Source organism: Thauera chlorobenzoica, assembly GCF_001922305.1.
Lineage (GTDB): Bacteria > Pseudomonadota > Gammaproteobacteria > Burkholderiales > Rhodocyclaceae > Thauera > Thauera chlorobenzoica.
Map to the genome: position 1 here is coordinate 2,885,035 of NZ_CP018839.1, position 15,733 is coordinate 2,900,767.

16 protein-coding genes are annotated in these 15,733 nt (G+C 68.4%); 10 read left to right on the forward strand and 6 right to left on the reverse strand.

Going from position 1 to position 15,733, the window contains the following annotated elements:
- Nucleotides 1-71 precede the first annotated feature (71 nt).
- Genes ppx through Tchl_RS13390 form a run of 7 tightly spaced genes read left to right on the forward strand, consistent with a single transcriptional unit; the run spans nt 72 to nt 7,624 of the window.
- A complete protein-coding gene (gene ppx / locus Tchl_RS13360; RefSeq protein WP_075148843.1) occupies nt 72-1,574 on the forward strand; it encodes an exopolyphosphatase in 1,503 nt (500 codons plus the stop codon).
- Between the two features lie 15 nt (nt 1,575-1,589).
- Complete coding sequence (locus Tchl_RS13365) at nt 1,590-2,708, forward strand: ABC transporter permease (RefSeq protein WP_075149731.1); 1,119 nt, start codon at nt 1,590-1,592, stop codon at nt 2,706-2,708.
- A complete protein-coding gene (locus tag Tchl_RS13370) occupies nt 2,705-3,499 on the forward strand; it encodes an ABC transporter ATP-binding protein (protein WP_075148844.1) in 795 nt (264 codons plus the stop codon). The genes Tchl_RS13365 and Tchl_RS13370 overlap by 4 nt, the downstream gene beginning before the upstream one ends.
- A gap of 2 nt (nt 3,500-3,501) precedes the next feature.
- Nucleotides 3,502-4,446: an MlaD family protein gene (locus Tchl_RS13375; protein ID WP_075148845.1), complete on the forward strand. Its 945-nt coding sequence runs from the start codon at nt 3,502-3,504 to the stop codon at nt 4,444-4,446.
- Nucleotides 4,447-4,477: 31 nt separating this feature from the next.
- Nucleotides 4,478-5,116 (forward strand): ABC-type transport auxiliary lipoprotein family protein, encoded by a 639-nt coding sequence (locus Tchl_RS13380; RefSeq protein WP_232311591.1) that lies wholly within the window; start codon nt 4,478-4,480, stop codon nt 5,114-5,116.
- Between the two features lie 54 nt (nt 5,117-5,170).
- Nucleotides 5,171-6,823, forward strand: a complete 1,653-nt coding sequence (locus Tchl_RS13385; protein ID WP_075148846.1) for an acyl-CoA synthetase — start codon at nt 5,171-5,173, stop codon at nt 6,821-6,823.
- Between the two features lie 30 nt (nt 6,824-6,853).
- Nucleotides 6,854-7,624 carry a TatD family hydrolase gene (locus Tchl_RS13390; protein ID WP_075148847.1) on the forward strand — a complete coding sequence of 257 codons (771 nt, stop codon included), beginning with the start codon at nt 6,854-6,856 and terminating at the stop codon, nt 7,622-7,624.
- A 7-nt stretch (nt 7,625-7,631) separates the two neighbouring features.
- On the opposite strand, the gene Tchl_RS13395 is transcribed toward Tchl_RS13390, so the two are convergent.
- Entirely contained in the window at nt 7,632-8,234 is a 603-nt protein-coding gene (locus tag Tchl_RS13395) for a TetR/AcrR family transcriptional regulator (protein WP_075148848.1), read from the reverse strand.
- Nucleotides 8,235-8,428: 194 nt separating this feature from the next.
- Here Tchl_RS13395 and Tchl_RS13400 point away from each other — a divergent pair, with 194 nt between their 5' ends.
- The 3 genes from Tchl_RS13400 to Tchl_RS13410 all read left to right on the forward strand — a co-directional run bounded on the left by Tchl_RS13400 (nt 8,429) and on the right by Tchl_RS13410 (nt 12,158).
- Entirely contained in the window at nt 8,429-9,190 is a 762-nt protein-coding gene (locus Tchl_RS13400; protein WP_075148849.1) for an electron transfer flavoprotein subunit beta/FixA family protein, read from the forward strand.
- A gap of 2 nt (nt 9,191-9,192) precedes the next feature.
- Nucleotides 9,193-10,137, forward strand: coding sequence for an electron transfer flavoprotein subunit alpha/FixB family protein (locus Tchl_RS13405; protein WP_075148850.1), 945 nt, complete (start codon nt 9,193-9,195; stop codon nt 10,135-10,137).
- Nucleotides 10,138-10,361: 224 nt separating this feature from the next.
- The gene (locus Tchl_RS13410) at nt 10,362-12,158 is read left to right on the forward strand and encodes an acyl-CoA dehydrogenase (RefSeq protein ID WP_075148851.1); all 1,797 of its coding nucleotides are present in this window, start codon (nt 10,362-10,364) and stop codon (nt 12,156-12,158) included.
- 184 nt (nt 12,159-12,342) lie between these two features.
- Here the strand turns inward: Tchl_RS13410 and Tchl_RS13415 are convergent, their stop codons facing one another.
- Genes Tchl_RS13415 through Tchl_RS13435 form a run of 5 tightly spaced genes read right to left on the reverse strand, consistent with a single transcriptional unit; the run spans nt 12,343 to nt 15,727 of the window.
- Nucleotides 12,343-13,125, reverse strand: coding sequence for a peptidylprolyl isomerase (locus Tchl_RS13415; RefSeq protein ID WP_075148852.1), 783 nt, complete (start codon nt 13,123-13,125; stop codon nt 12,343-12,345).
- 10 nt (nt 13,126-13,135) lie between these two features.
- Complete coding sequence (locus Tchl_RS13420) at nt 13,136-13,426, reverse strand: BolA family protein (protein ID WP_075148853.1); 291 nt, start codon at nt 13,424-13,426, stop codon at nt 13,136-13,138.
- The gene (locus tag Tchl_RS13425; RefSeq protein ID WP_075148854.1) at nt 13,423-13,722 is read right to left on the reverse strand and encodes a YciI family protein; all 300 of its coding nucleotides are present in this window, start codon (nt 13,720-13,722) and stop codon (nt 13,423-13,425) included. The genes Tchl_RS13420 and Tchl_RS13425 overlap by 4 nt, the downstream gene beginning before the upstream one ends.
- Entirely contained in the window at nt 13,722-14,330 is a 609-nt protein-coding gene (locus Tchl_RS13430) for a septation protein A (protein WP_075148855.1), read from the reverse strand. The genes Tchl_RS13425 and Tchl_RS13430 overlap by 1 nt, the downstream gene beginning before the upstream one ends.
- Nucleotides 14,327-15,727, reverse strand: a complete 1,401-nt coding sequence (locus Tchl_RS13435; RefSeq protein ID WP_075148856.1) for an ATP-binding protein — start codon at nt 15,725-15,727, stop codon at nt 14,327-14,329. The genes Tchl_RS13430 and Tchl_RS13435 overlap by 4 nt, the downstream gene beginning before the upstream one ends.
- Nucleotides 15,728-15,733 lie beyond the last annotated feature (6 nt).

Consider the following 15,733-nt stretch of genomic DNA (forward strand, 5'->3'; position numbering starts at 1 on the left):
AGGCGGGGGAGCAGGGGGCCGATGGTGCTAAAATCGCCCCCTTCGGCGCCGGCGGCGTCCTCCGAATTGCGATGATGCGAGATCTAATTGCGGCCATCGATCTGGGCTCGAACAGCTTCCGTCTGCAGGTCGGCCGTATCGTCAATGACCAGATCTACCCGCTCGACGGCCTGAAGGAAGCGGTCCGGCTGGCGGCCGGTTTGTCGCCGGACAAGAAGCTCGACCTCGCCGCGCAGCAGCGCGGGGTTGCGGCGCTGCTGCGGTTTCATGAACGCCTGCACGATTTCGCCCCGCAGCGGGTGCGCGCGGTGGCGACCAACACCTTGCGCGTGGCGAAGAACGCCCCCGAGTTCCTGATCCGTGCCGAGGCGGCGCTGGGCTTTCCGATCGAGGTCATCGCCGGGCGCGAGGAAGCGCGGCTGATCTACGTCGGCGTTGCCCATACCCTGCCCGATCCGCACCGCCAGCAACTGATCGTCGACATCGGCGGAGGTTCGACCGAGTTCATCATCGGCAAGAGTTTCGAGCCCGTGCTGCTGGAGTCGCGCTACATGGGCTGTGTCGGCTTCAGCCTGCGTTTTTTCCCGGAAGGGCGGATCGACAAGCGCAGCCTGAGGGACGCCGAGCTCGCCGCGCGGCGCGAGCTGCAGACCATCGTCCAGGCCTACCGCGAGGCCGGCTGGGAAGAGGCGGTGGGTTCCAGCGGAACGGCCAAGGCCTTGCTCGAAATCCTCGAACAGAACGGTTTTTCCAGCGGCGGCATCACCCGCGACGGGCTTGAGAAGCTGAAGGCGGTGCTGCTGCGCGCGGGGCGGCTCGATGCGCTCGAGCTCGCCGGACTCAAGGGCGATCGCATTCCGGTGATCCTGGGCGGACTGTCGATCATGAGCGCGGTGTTCAAGGAGTTCGGCATCGAGCGCATGGTGTTCTCCGAAGGCGCGCTGCGCCTGGGCGTGCTCTACGATCTGCTCGGGCGCTACCACCACCACGATCTGCGCGACGCCACGGTGTCGGCCTTCGTTCGCCGCTACGGCGTCGATCCGCGCCAGGCACAGCAGGTCGCCGACACCGCCTGCCACCTGCTCGGCCAGCTCGAGCCGGAAATGGCCGACCCCGAGCACCTCGACCGCCGCTTCCTGCGCTGGGCTGCCCTCCTTCATGAGATCGGCATTTCAGTGGCGCATTCGAGCTACCACAAGCACAGCGCCTACATCGTCGCCAACGCCGACATGCCGGGTTTTTCACGGATGGACCAGGCCCGCCTGGCGCGCCTCGTGCTGTCCCACCGCGGCAAGCTCGAGCGGGTCTCGTCGATCGACGCCGACAGCGTGGACTGGCTGCTGGTCGCCTGCCTGCGGCTGGCGGTGGTGGTCCATCGTGCCCGCGATGCGCGCGGCATCCCGCCGCTCGAAATGCGCCGCGAGGGCAGGGGGTTTTCGGTGAATACCCCGGCCAGCTGGCTGCAGAAGCTGCCGCTGACGGCCGCGGCGCTCGAGGAAGAGCGCCGCCAGTGGGTCGCGCTCGGGCGCGGACTGTACGTGCGCGCGCTGGGCGCGCGCAGCGCGGCGGCCTGAACCGCAATGAGCACCATGGCCGCGGGCATCGATAACGGGATCGTCATCGACCGTGCCGCGGGGACGGTGCGCCTGGCCGGCGAGTGGACCCTGAGGGCGTTGTCCGTGCGGCTTGCCGCGCTGCGGCGCGAGCTGGCGACGGCGCAGGGCTGTGCGCACTGGTCGCTGTCCGCGGTCGATCGCCTCGACAGCTTCGGCGCCCTTCTGCTGTGGCGCGCCTGGGGGCGGCGATGGCCGGCGCAGGTGGACCTGAGCGAGGCCCACCGCGCCGCCATCGAGCGCGTCGCCCGCGCTGCGGCGCGCCCGCTCGTGCTCGCGTCCGCGTTCACGATCGCGGACGCGGTGGGGATGCTGGGCGCGGCGATCCTCGGCCTGGCAGTCCATCTGCGCGATTTCGTCGCCCTGCTCGGCCAGCTCCTGCTCGATCTGCTGCACCTCGTCCGCCATCCGCGCGAATGGCCGATGCTGGAAATTTCGGCCAACCTCCACAAGGTCGCGGTCAAGGCGATGGCGGTGACCGCGCTGGTGGGCTTTCTGATCGGCGTCGTGCTGTCCTATCTGTCGGCCCTGCAGCTGAAGATGTTCGGCGCTGACACCTTCATCGTCAATATCCTCGGCCTGGGCATCATCCGCGAGCTCGGGCCGGTGCTGGTGTCGGTGCTGGTGGCGGGACGCTCGGGGTCGGCGATGACGGCCCAGCTGGGGGTGATGCGCGTTACCGAGGAAATCGATGCGCTCGCGGCGATGGGCATTTCGCGCTCGCTGCGCCTGGTGCTGCCCAAAGTGATCGCACTGACGCTGGCGATGCCGCTGCTGGTGCTGTGGACCTCGGCGGTGGCGCTGCTCGGGGGCTGGCTGTCGGCCTGGATCGAGCTCGACCTGTCGTTCCGCTACTTCATCGATGCCTTGCCCGATGCGGTGCCGGTGGCGAACCTGTTCATCGGCCTGTCCAAGGGGGCGGTGTTCGGCTTGCTGATCGCCCTCATCGCCTGCCATTTCGGCCTGCGCGTGCAGCCCAACACCGAGAGCCTGTCGGCCAACACCACGGCCTCGGTGGTATCGGCGATCACGGTGGTGATCCTGGTCGATGCGATCTTCGCGATCGCCACCCGTTCGATCGGGATTCCGGGATGAGCGCCGGCCGGCCGCAGGGCGCTCCGGTGGTCTCGCTGCGTGGCGTGGTGACGCGCTTCGGCGCCAACGTGGTGCACCAGGGGCTCGACCTGGACATCGAGGCCGGCGAGATTGTGGCCCTGGTGGGCGGCTCGGGCAGCGGCAAGACGACCTTGCTGCGCCATGTCATCGGCCTCACCCGGCCGGCCGCGGGCGAAGTGCGGCTGTTCGGCGAAGCGCTGCACGCCGGCACGGTGCACGAGCGCATCGCGCGCCAGCGCCGCTGCGGCGTGCTGTTCCAGCAGGGGGCGCTGTTTTCCGCGTTTACCGTGGGCGAAAACATCGCCTTTCCGCTGCGCGAGCTCGGCATCGTGCACGAGGATGAAATCCGCGACCTCGTCGCCCTGAAGCTGGCGATGGTCGAAATGGAGCCCGAGCACGCGCGGCTGATGCCGGCCGAGCTCTCCGGCGGAATGGTCAAGCGCGCGGCCCTCGCCCGTGCGCTGGCGCTCGAGCCCGAGCTGTTGCTGCTCGACGAACCGACTGCGGGTCTGGACCCCGACCGCAGCGCCGCCTTCGTGCGTCTGATCCTGGCGCTGCGCGGCGAACTGGGGCTGACCGTGGTGCTGGTCACGCACGACCTCGATACCCTGGCGGCAATGGCCACCCGGGTGGCGGTGCTGGCCGACAAACACATCCTGAGTTATGCCACGCTGGAAGACACGCTGAAGCTCGAGCATCCGTTCATCGAGCGCTTCTTCCATGGAGAACATGGTCGCCGGGCTCTGGCCCGGGCACAGGGAGGTCGCTGATCATGGAAAACCGAGCCCACGCCCTTGCGGCGGGCCTGTTCGCACTCGTCCTCGGGGCCGCGCTGCTGGGCGCCCTGTGGTGGTTCTCGGACGAGCGCGAGCCGATGCGCGATCTGGTCCTCGTCGCCCGCGGCGACATCAACGGCCTCGGCCCCCAGGCCCGGGTGCGTTACCGCGGGCTGGCGGTCGGGACGGTGAGCGCGGTGCGCATCGACCCGCGCGCCCCGCACGACATCCTGGTCCATGTCCGCGTCGCCGAGGATCTGCCGCTGACCCGGGGAACGCGCGCCACCCTCGGCACGATGGGGGTGACCGGGCTGGCCTACGTCCAGCTCGACGATCGCGGCGAAGACCCGGTGCCGCTCGCCGGCACCGCCGACGCCCCGCCACGGATTGCGCTCGAGCCCGGCCTGCTCGACCGGATCGCGGAGCGGGCGCTCGCGGCAGTGGACCGTTTCGATACGGTCGGCGCCCAGGTTGCGCAAATGTTCGACGCTGAAAATGCCGCCCGTCTGCGCGCGACCCTGCAGCGCCTGGAGTCGGCTGCCGAGGGCATGGACCGCAGCTTTGCCGATGTGCCGGAAACGCTCCGGGCGCTGCGCGCAGTGCTGAGCCCGGCCAACCTCGCCAGCCTGAAGGCGACCCTGGGCAATCTCGAGCAGGCCAGTGCCGAGGCTACGCCGGCGGTGGTCGAGCTGCGCGGGCTGCTGGCCCGCATCGAGCACATGACGGTGCGCCTGGACGAGGCGGCGACGGCCACCAGCAGCGGCCTGATCGATGGCACCTTGCCGCAGCTCAACGCGCTGCTGCGCGAACTGACCGCGACTTCACGCAGGGTCGGGCGCCTGGTCGAGGAGGTGGAGAGCACCCCGCAGGTCCTCCTGACCGGCCGGGCGGCGCGCGAACCGGGGCCGGGAGAGGCCGGCTTCGGTTCGCTCCCACGCTGAGCATTGACATTCGACACGGACAGCAAAAAGCATGATCTCAGGCCTATTTCCAGAATTTCCCCGCCTGCGCGGCATCGTGATCGGTCTTGGGGTGGCCGCCGCGCTGGCCGGCTGCAGCGGCCTGAATCTGAAACCCCCGCCGATGGCCTTCTACGATCTGGGCCTGGGCGCGCCGGCCGGGCTCGATCCGCGCCTTGCGCCGCTGCGCATCGAGGTCGCGGCCCCGCCTTGGCTGGCAAGCAGCGCGCTGCAGTACCGCTTGCAATGGGATGACCCCCTGCGCCGGCGCAGCTACGCCGAAAGCCGCTGGGTCGCCCAGCCTTCCGACATGCTGGCGCTGGCCTTGGAGCGGGCGCTGAAACCCGGCGGCAGCGGTAATCGCTGCCGTTTGCAGATCGAGGTGGACGAATTCGTCCAGGTGTTCGACAGTGCCGAACGCAGCCGGGTGGAGGTGGTGCTGCGCGCCGGGCTGGTGCCGCCACGCAGCGACGAGGCCCTGGCGCAGGGCGAATTCCGCGCTGCCGTGCCGGCGCCGAGCGGCGATGCGGTCGGCGGCGTCGGCGCATTCCGGACCGCGGCGGATCGGCTCGCCGGCGAGCTGGCCGGCTGGATCGCGACGCTTCATCGCGCAGGGTCGCCAGTGGACGCGGACGCGCGCTGCCGGGGCTGAGCGCCGGCAGCGCCGGGGGCGATGGCCGCACATACGACAGGAAAGGAGGAGAGGATGAGCGGGAGCGGAAGTTCGCCCTACGATGTGGGGCTGGAGCGCAATGCCGCCAATTACGTAGCGCTCACGCCGCTGACCTTCATCGAGCGCAGCGCCGCGGTCTATCCGCAGCGGCTCGCCGTGATCCACGGGCGGCGGCGCCATACCTGGGCCGAGAGCTTCGCCCGCTCGCGGCGCCTGGCTTCGGCGCTGAAGCAGCTCGGCGTCGGCCGCAACGATACCGTGGCGGTGATTCTCAACAACACGCCCGAGATGTTTGAATGCCATTTCGGCGTTCCCGCCTGTGGCGCGGTGCTCAACACCATCAACACCCGGCTCGACCCCGAGGCCGTCGCCTTCATCCTCGCCCACGCCGAGGCGAAGGTGCTGCTGGTCGATCGCGAATATTCGCCGGTGGTGAAGAAGGCGCTCGCCCTCGCCGGGCGCAGCGGCCTCGTCGTGATCGATGTCGACGACCCTGAATACGCCGGCCCGGGCGAACGGCTGGGGCGGATCGATTACGAGACGCTGCTCGCCAGCGGCAGCGAGGACTTCGTCTTCGAGCCGCCGGCCGACGAGTGGGATGCGATCTCGCTGAACTACACTTCGGGCACCACCGGCGACCCGAAGGGGGTCGTATACCACCATCGCGGCGCCTATCTCAACGCCTTGTCGAACATCGTCTCGTGGGGCATGCCGCCGCACGCGGTCTACCTGTGGACGCTGCCGATGTTCCATTGCAACGGCTGGTGTTTCGCGTGGTCGATGGCGGCCAACGCGGGCACCAACGTCTGCCTGCGCCGGGTCGATCCGCGCCTGATCTTCGACGCCATCCGCGCGCATCGCGTCACCCACTACTGCGGCGCGCCGATCGTGCATTCGATGCTGGCGAATGCGCCCGCGGCCTGGCGCGAGGGGATCGACCATACCGTGCATGGCCTGGTCGCCGCCGCACCGCCGCCGGCCGCGGTGATCGAGGGCATGGCGAAGATCGGCTTCGATCTCACCCACGTCTATGGCCTGACCGAAACCTATGGTCCGGCGGCGGTGTGCGCCAAGCACGACGAATGGGCCGATCTGGCGCTGTCCGAGCAGGTCGCCCTCAACGGCCGCCAAGGCGTGCGCTACCACGCCCAGGAAGCGATCACGGTGATCGACCCCGACACCATGGAGCAGGTGCCGCGCGACGGCCGGACCATGGGCGAAGTCATGTTCCGCGGCAATCTGGTGATGAAGGGCTACCTGAAGAGCCCGCGGGCGACCGCCGAGTCGTTCCGCGGCGGCTGGTACCACACCGGCGATCTGGGGGTGCTGCAGCCCGACGGCTACGTCAAGATCAAGGACCGCGCCAAGGACATCATCATCTCGGGCGGAGAGAACGTGTCATCGATCGAAATCGAGGACGTGCTCTACCGCCATCCCGCGGTGATGGCCGCGGCGGTGGTCGCGCTGCCCGACGGGAAGTGGGGCGAAGTGCCCTGCGCCTTCGTCGAACTGCGCGACGGGGCCGAAGCGGACGCCGCGGCGCTGCTCGCCCATTGCCGTGCCCACCTGGCCGGGTTCAAGATGCCGAAGAAGGTCGTCTTCGGCGCGTTGCCCAAGACCTCGACCGGCAAGATCCAGAAGTTCATGCTGCGCGAACGGGCGAAGTCGGCGAGCGCGTTCGACTAGCGTTCAAGGGCGAGTGATGCCGAGCCTCCGATGCTGATCGACACCCACGTCCATCTCGATGCAGCCGAGTTCGATGACGATCGCGCGGCGGTGATTGCCGCGGCCCGTGCCGCCGGCGTGGACGGCTTCGTCGTGCCTGCGATCGGGGCCGACAACTTCGATGCGGTGGCGGCGCTGGCTGCGGCCCGCAGCGATACCGCGTGTGCACTCGGCATTCATCCCCTGTACGTGATGCAGGCCCGTGCGGAAGATCTCGATGTGCTCGACCAGCGCCTGGGCGAAGGGCGTGCGCTGGCGGTGGGCGAGATCGGCCTCGACCATTTCGTGCACGAGGCCGATCCGGCACGCCAGCTCGAATTCTTTGTTGCCCAGCTCGGCCTTGCGCGCAAGCATGGCCTGCCGGTGATCCTGCACGTACGCCGCGCGATCGATCCGATTCTCAAGCAGCTGCGCCGCATTGCCGTTCCCGGGGGCATTGCCCATGCCTTCAACGGCAGCCGCCAGCAGGCCGAGATGTTCATTGCCCTCGGCTTCAAGCTCGGCTTTGGTGGTTCGATGACCTTCGCCGGCTCGACGCGGATCCGCGCGCTCGCGGTCAGCCTGCCGCTGGAGGCGATCGTGCTCGAGACCGATGCGCCCGACATCCCGCCGGCCTGGGGGCAAGGGCAGCGCAATACGCCCGCAAACCTGCGGGCCTATGCCGAACTGCTCGCCGGGCTGCGCGGCCTTTCCGTGCAAGAAGTCGTCGCCGCCACCGGGCGCAACGCCAGCGCCGCGCTCGGCGGCTGGAAGCCGTGCTGACCCGGGCTCAGGCCGGAGAAGGGGCTCTGGCGGCCCCCGAGCGTGCGATCAGGTCGGCGATGTCGCGCTTGAGCCGGGCGATGTCGCTGTCGAAGCGATCGTAGATCATCAGCGACACGCCGAATACGTAGGCGTAGAGCAGCATGCAACGGCTGGACGCTTCCTCCATCGGCACCCCGCAGGCGAGGAACAGCTCACGCGCGCAGCGCAGACGGACATCGTCGACTTCGGCGACGATCGCTGCGGCCTGGGCGTCGCGGCGCGCCCAGTCGCGCACCGCGAGTTCGATCATCATCCCGCGCCGGCTGCGGCTGGCGCCGTACACGTCGATGACATGGTAGATCTGCTCGAGCTCTCTCCCCGGCTGGGCCCGCGTCTGCTTGCGGATGTCGCGGATGCGCCCCTCCTGCCAGTGGTGCAGCACCCCCATCAGCAAATCGCGGCGATCGGCGAAGTGCCAGTAGAAGCTGCCCTTGGTGACCTTGAGCCGCTTGGCGAGCACTTCGACGCGCAGCCCGGCGATGCCTTCCTCGGCGAGGACTTCGGTGGCGCCCGCGACCCAGGCATCGCGATCGAGCTGCACCCGCGGTTTTTTGGCTGTTTTTTCCATACGGTATAGTATTGACGATTCCTTCACCATACGCTACCGTATGTATCCATACCGACAAGTATGGACGCGACGCTGGGGAAGGTGCGCGGCGCAGCGCGCGGCAAGCCGGCGGTGCAATAAAAAAATTTGAGTACAGCGCGTTCGTCGATGCGGCGGCCCGGAGTGAAAATGCCTGAGCAAAAGGAGCACACAACTTGAAGATCCTGGTACCTGTCAAACGCGTGGTGGACTACAACGTCAAGGTGCGCGTGAAGGCCGACGGCAGCGGCGTGGACATCGCCAACGTCAAGATGAGCATGAACCCGTTCGACGAGATCGCGGTGGAAGAGGCGGTGCGGCTGAAGGAAGCCGGGGTGGCGAGCGAAGTGGTGGCGGTGACCTGCGGCCTCGGCGCGTGCCAGGAAACCCTGCGCGCGGCGATGGCGATCGGTGCCGACCGCGGCATCCTGGTCGAGTGTGGTGAACTGAGCGACGTCGAGCTGCAGCCGCTGGCGGTGGCCAAGCTGCTGAAGGCGGTGTGCGACAAGGAAGCGCCGCAGCTGGTGATCTGCGGCAAGCAGGCGATCGACGACGACGCCAACCAGACCGGGCAGATGCTGGCGGCGCTGGCGGGCTGGCCGCAGGCGACCTTCGCCTCGAAGCTGGTGCTCGAAGGCGGCCGTGCGCAGGTCACGCGCGAGATCGACGGCGGGCTGGAAACCCTGTCGGTGAGCCTGCCGGCGGTGGTCACCACCGACCTGCGCCTCAACGAGCCGCGCTACGCCACTCTCCCCAACATCATGAAGGCGAAGAAAAAGCCGCTCGACACGGTCAAGCCGGCCGAGCTGGGCGTCGATGTGGCGCCGCGCCTCACCACGCTGAGCGTGTCCGAGCCGCCCAAGCGCAGCGCGGGCGAGCGCGTCGCCGACGTCGCGCAGCTGGTCGACAAACTGAAGAACGTAGCGAAGGTGATCTGAACATGCCGATTCTCGTCATTGCCGAACACGACAACCATTCGATCAAGGCCGCCACCCTCAACACCGTGAGCGCGGCGGCGAAGCTGGGCACGCTGCTGGCCACGGACATCCACGTCCTGGTGGCCGGTGCCGGCTGCGGCGCGGCGGCCGAGGCGGCGGCGAAGATCGCCGGCGTGGCCAAGCTGCGGGTGTGCGATGCGCCGCACTACGAGGCGCAGACCGCGGAGAACGTCGCCGAGCTGGTGCAGGGGCTGGCCGGCGACTACAGCCACGTCCTCGTGCCGGCCACCTCGGCGGGCAAGAACATGCTGCCGCGGGTGGCGGCGCTGCTCGGCGTTGCCCAGATCAGCGACATCGTCGCGATCGAAGCGGCCGATACCTTCGTGCGTCCGATCTACGCCGGCAACGCCCTCGCCACGGTGAAGAGCGCCGATGCGATCAAGCTCATCACCGTGCGCACCACCGCGTTCGATGCCGCCGCTGCAGCGGGCGACGCCGCCCCGATCGAGGCGGTCGCTGCCGCCGCCGATCTGGGCGTTGCCGCCCTGGTCGGGCGCGAGATCACCAAGAGCGCCCGCCCCGAGCTGGGGGCGGCGAAGATCATCGTCTCCGGCGGTCGCGGCCTGGGCAGCGGCGAGAACTACCACGCCCTGCTCGAGCCACTCGCCGACAAGCTCGGCGCCGCGCTCGGCGCCAGCCGCGCCGCGGTCGATGCCGGCTACGTGCCTAACGACTACCAGGTCGGCCAGACCGGCAAGATCGTCGCCCCCCAGCTCTACATCGCAATCGGCATCTCGGGCGCGATCCAGCACCTGGCCGGGATGAAGGACTCGAAGGTGATCGTGGCGATCAACAAGGACCCCGAAGCGCCGATCTTCCAGGTCGCCGACTACGGCCTGGTCGGCGACCTGTTCGAGATCGTCCCCGAACTGGTGCGCTCGCTTTGAGCACCCCGGGAAACAGCTTTGCCGTTTCCGCCCCCCCCGAGGGGGACAAGAAAACCTGGGGTGGCCCCAGGTTTTCCTGAGAGGGCAGAAGCCGGAAAAGGGCGGTAACACAGTGCTCCGCCAGGAAGCCCCACCGCCCCCTCCGGTGGGCGCCCGATCCGGCGTACGGCACTTGCCACCGGTGCCGGAAATCCGATTCACCATCTTCTGGAGTGATTCCACTCATGAGCAATTACAGCGCGCCTCTCCGTGACATGCGGTTCGTGATGCGCGAACTCGCCGGCCTCGACGAGATCACCCGGCTACCGGGCAACGAGGACGTCACTCCCGACCTGGTCGATGCCATCCTCGAGGAGGCCGACAAGTTCGCCGCCGGCGTTCTCGCGCCGTTGAACCGCAGCGGTGACCAGCATGGCGCCAGATGGCACGACGGTGAAGTGACCACTGCGCCGGGCTGGAAGGAGGCCTACCGCCAGTTCGCCGAGTCGGGCTGGACCGCCGTGGCCTGCGATCCACAGCATGGCGGGCAGGGCTTGCCGAAGCTGGTGTCGACCGCGGTTATGGAAATGTGGAAGTCGGCCAACATGGCCTTCTCGCTGTGCCCGATGCTGACCACGGGCGCGATCGAAGCCCTGATGCTGCGCGGCTCCGACGCGCAGAAGGCGATGTATCTGCCGAAGATGGTGTCGGGTGAATGGACCGGCACGATGAACCTGACCGAACCCCAGGCGGGCTCCGACCTGGCCGCGGTCCGTACCCGCGCCGAGCCGCAGGCCGATGGCAGCTACCGGCTTTTCGGGCAGAAGATCTTCATCACCTACGGTGAGCATGATCTCACCGACAATATCGTCCATCTCGTACTCGCCCGCCTGCTGGGCGCTCCCGAAGGGGTGAAGGGGATCTCCCTGTTCGTCGTGCCGAAGTACCTGGTCGATGCCGGCGGCAATCTGGGTGCGCGCAACGATGTGCGCTGCGTGTCGATCGAACACAAGCTCGGGATCCACGCCAGCCCGACCTGCGTGCTCGCCTTCGGCGATCAGGGCGGTGCGATCGGCACCCTGGTGGGCGAACCGAACCGCGGTCTCGAGTACATGTTCATCATGATGAACGAGGCCCGCTTCGCGGTCGGCATGGAAGGCCTGGCCCTGTCCGAGCGCGCTTATCAGCATGCCTTGCAGTATGCGCGGGAGCGCGTCCAGGGTACCGAGGCCGGAGTGCGTGGCGGCCCCAAGGTCAGCATCATCCGCCACCCCGACGTGCGCCGGATGCTGATGTCGATGAAAAGCCAGACCGAGGCGATGCGCGCACTGGCCTACGTCGTCGCCGCCGAGACCGACAAGGCGCACCACCACGTCGATGCCCAGGAGCGTGCGTGCAGCCAGGCGTTCGTCGATCTGATGATTCCGGTGGTGAAAGGCTGGCTGACGGAAAACGCGTTCGAGATCGCCTCGACCGGCGTCCAGGTGCACGGCGGCATGGGCTTCATCGAGGAGACCGGCGCGGCGCAGCATCTGCGCGACGCCCGCATCACCTCGATTTACGAGGGCACGACGGCGATCCAGGCCAACGATCTGATCGGGCGCAAGATCGCCCGTGACGGTGGCGCGGCCATCGGTGCCGTGATGCAGCGGATGCGTGCGGTCGAAGCCGAGCTTGCTGCGGTCGGCGACGAATCCTTCGCCGCCATCCGCCGTGCGCTGGGCAGCGGGATCGCTGCGCTCGAGGAAGGTGTGGCCTACCTCCTCGCCACCTACGACCAGGACATCAAGGCCGCCTCGGTCGGGGCCGTTCCCTTCCTCCGGCTGCTCGGCATCGTCGCCGGTGGCTGGCAACTGGCCCGCGCCGCGCTGGCGGCCCGGCGCAGGCTCGAAGCCGGCGAGGGCGAGGCGGATTTTTACCGGGCGAAGATCGTCAGCGCGTGCTTCTATGCCGACCACGTCATGGCACAGGCGCCCGGCCTGGCCTACACGGTGGCGAAAGGGGCGGCGGGCGCGCTCGCCCTCGACGAAACGCAGTTCTGAAGCGCCGCACCGGCGGGTGACGATTGCCGCTTCCGCCGCCGTCGAGCCGAACCCCGCGTTGTCCGCGCCGCCGGTCCTGCGGCCGGTAGTGGCCGATTGCCTGCACGGAAAAAAACGGCGCCGGACCCGATGCGGGGCCCCGGCGCCGATCCTTCCCGCCGTGGCGGGAGAGGCGCGGTCGGGCTTATTCGACCTTGGCCTTCTCGCGCAGCGACTGGATGTGCTTTTCCACTTTCTGCTGCTGCAGGCGTTGCTGCAGTTGCGGCTTGACTTCGTCGAGCGGGGGCGGCTGCACGTCGCGCATATCGTCGAGCTGGATGACGTGGTAGCCGAAGTCGCTCTTCACCGGAGTGGCGGTGTATTTGCCTTTTTCCAGCTTCACCATGGCATCGGAGAAGGGCTTCACGAACATGCCCGGGTTGCTCCAGCCCAGTTCCCCGCCGCGATCCTTGGAGCCGGGATCGAGCGACTCCTTGGCGACTTCTTCGAACGGCGTGCCGTTCTGCAGGCGGGCGATGATCGCCTTGGCCGCGGTTTCGGTTTCGACCAGGACGTGGCGCGGCTTGTATTCCTTGCTGCCCAGGCGCGCCTTGATGGTTTCGTACTCGGCCTTCAGCTCGGCGTCGGAGACCGGGTTGGCGCGCACATACTCCTGCAGATAGGCGCGGATCAGGATCGCCTGGCGGGCCATGTCCATCTGGGCCTGGACTTCGGCCTTCTTGTCCAGCCCCTTGCCGGTCGCGGCCTGGCCCAGGATTTCACGGCGGATCAGCTCTTCGCGGACCGCTTCGTTCAGCTCCGCGCTGTCCGGCGTGCCCTGGGCGCGCTGCTCGGCGAGCATGGTTTCGGCGCGCGAGGCCGGAATGGCGACGCCATTGACCTTCGCCACCGGATCGGCTGCGAGCGCAGGCCAGGCGAGAAAACCGGCAAGCAGGGTGACGGCGAGACGGCTCGGAAACAGTTTCATCGAGTATTCCTCAGGGGGTAGATTGCTTTGCGGCCTCGGTGGCCGAAAAGGCGCGAATGGCCAGGGCGTGGATGTCTTTTTTCATCATCCCGCCCAGTGCCTGGTAAATCATGCGGTGACGGGCCACCGTGCCGTGCCCTTCGAATGCGGCGGACACCAGGGTCAGGCGGTAGTGCCCGCCACCGTCGCGGGCGCCGGCATGGCCGGCATGCAGTGCGCTGTCGTCGCCGACCTCGATCAGCTCGACCGGAAAGGCGGAGCAGAGCGTCGCGCGGATGCGTTCGGCCACTTCGGCGCTCACGGCAGGACCTTCCTGAATGGACGGACAGAGGTGCGAGCGAACACGCCTTGCCTGGCGTAAGGGTCTTCGGCGAGCCAGTGTTCGGCGCTGGCGAGCGAATCGAATTCGGCGACGACCAGGCTGCCGGCAAAACCGGCCGGGCCGGGGTCGGGGGAGTCGATCGCCGGCATCGGTCCGGCCAGCAGCAGGCGGCCTTCGTCGCGCAGCGCCTCGAGGCGGGCGAGGTGCTCGGCACGTACCGCGAGGCGGGTTTCCAGCGTCCCCGGCGCGTCCTCGCCGATCAGGGCGTAAAACATCAATGGCTCTCCTCTTCGAGATGGCGGGACAGGTAGAACCCCTGGCCCAGCACGAATGCCAGCATCAGGCCGATGCCGCCGAACAGTTTGAAATCGACCCAGGTTTCTTCGCTGAAGTTGTAGGCCACGTACAGGTTGAGCAGGCCCATGGCGATGAAGAAGCCCGCCCATGCCAGGTTCAGCCGCCCCCATACCGGATCGGGAAGGCGGATCTGCGCCTCGAGCATGTTGCGGATCAGGTTGCGGTGCAGCAGGGCGGCCGAGCCGAGCAGCACACTGCCGAACAGCCAGTACAGCGCGGTCGGCTTCCACTTGATGAAGGTGGGGTTGTGGAAGAACAGGGTGGCGCCGCCGAACACGGTGATGATCGCCAGGCTCACCCACAGCATGGTGTCGACCCTGCGGTGGCGCAACCAGACCAGCACGATCTGCAGCGCGGTTGCGGCGATGGCGACGGCGGTGGCGATCAGGATCGGCGCCTGGGTGACGGTGATCCCGTCGCCGAGCCAGCCGCTGAGCAGCGCATGCGCAGCTTCCGGGTGGGCCCCGCCGAGCTTGTACGCGGCGAAGAAGAGGATGACCGGCAGAAGGTCGAAGAGGAATTTCATGTGGCGGGATTATAGCGGGTGTCGGTTCCGGCGGCGTCCGGCAGATTGAGGATGGCGCGCAAGCCGCCGCCCGGGCGCGGCAGGAGATCGAGCCGGCCGTGGTGGGCACGCATCACCCGGTCCACGATGGCCAGGCCGAGCCCCGCGCCCTTGGTGTTGCTGCGTGCCGCTTCGAGCCGGGTAAAGGGGTGGCGCATGCGTTCGACCTGGTCTTCGGGAATGCCCGGACCGCGGTCGGCGACCTCGATGCAGGCGAAGCCCTCATGTTTGCCGATATCGACGTCGAGCGGGCCGTCGTCGCCCGCGTAGCGCAGCGCGTTGTCGATCAGGTTGGCGAGGGCGCGGCGCAGCGGCAGCACGTGGGCAGCCACTTCGAGGCGGCCCGCGCCGAGGATGCGGATGTCGATTCCGCGCAGGCGGTAGGGTTCGGTGACCTCATGCACAAGCCGCACCAGGTCGACCCGCTGCAGTGCCTGCTGCGGCTCGCCCCGGCCGAAATCGAGGAACTGGCCGATGATCCGGTCCATCTCCTCGATGTCGGCGACCATCGCCGAGACTTCGCTCGCCGGCGCGCCGGACATCTCGATGCCCAGGCGCAGGCGGGCGAGCGGCGTGCGCAGGTCGTGGGATACCCCGGCCAGGATCAGCGCGCGGTCGGCGTCGTTGCGTGCGAGGTCCCCCGTCATGCGGTTGAAGGCACGGGCGACGACGGCGATCTCCTGGGCTCCGGACTCCTCGATCAGCGGCGGTGTGCGTCCGCTGCCGATCATGTTGGCGGCGCGCGCGAGCTGGCGCAGCGGGGCGCTGACCCGCGACACGATCAGGTAGGCGCCGAACAGCGCCGCCACCAGCGCGCCGCCCGCCCAGCCCAGCCAGCCGAAGGTATCGGGGTTGTCGATGCGTTCGGGCGGCAGCATCACCCAGTATTCGTCTTCCTCGTCTTCGGGGTGAAGGCGGAAGCTGACCCAGAAGCCTTCGAGCGTCTTCCACTTCGATGCGAAGCGGGTGTGCCCGCCGAGCTGGCGGCGGACGTCGGCCATCAGCAGGCGCAGGGGGCGGGTGTCGTCGAGCGCGACCAGTTCGTCGCTGGCCTCGGCGGGATAGATGCGGATGCCCTCGAGCGCGGCGAGTTCGATCAGCAGGTCGGTCCGGCGTTCGATGTCGGCGTTGATCAGCGCGGTACGGGTGAGGTTGACCACCGAGACCACCATCTGCGCCACATCCCGCGCCCGCGCCGGCTCCTGCATGTAGCGGAAGATCTGCGACCACGCCCCGAGGGCCAGGGTCAGCAACAGCGCGACCAGCAGGAAGGTCTGCCACAGCAGCGTGCCGGGCAGCACGCGCGCGAGCAGGCGGCCCGGCGCGGGCAGGCGGGAAAGGGTCTGACCCCCGGGCATCGGAGC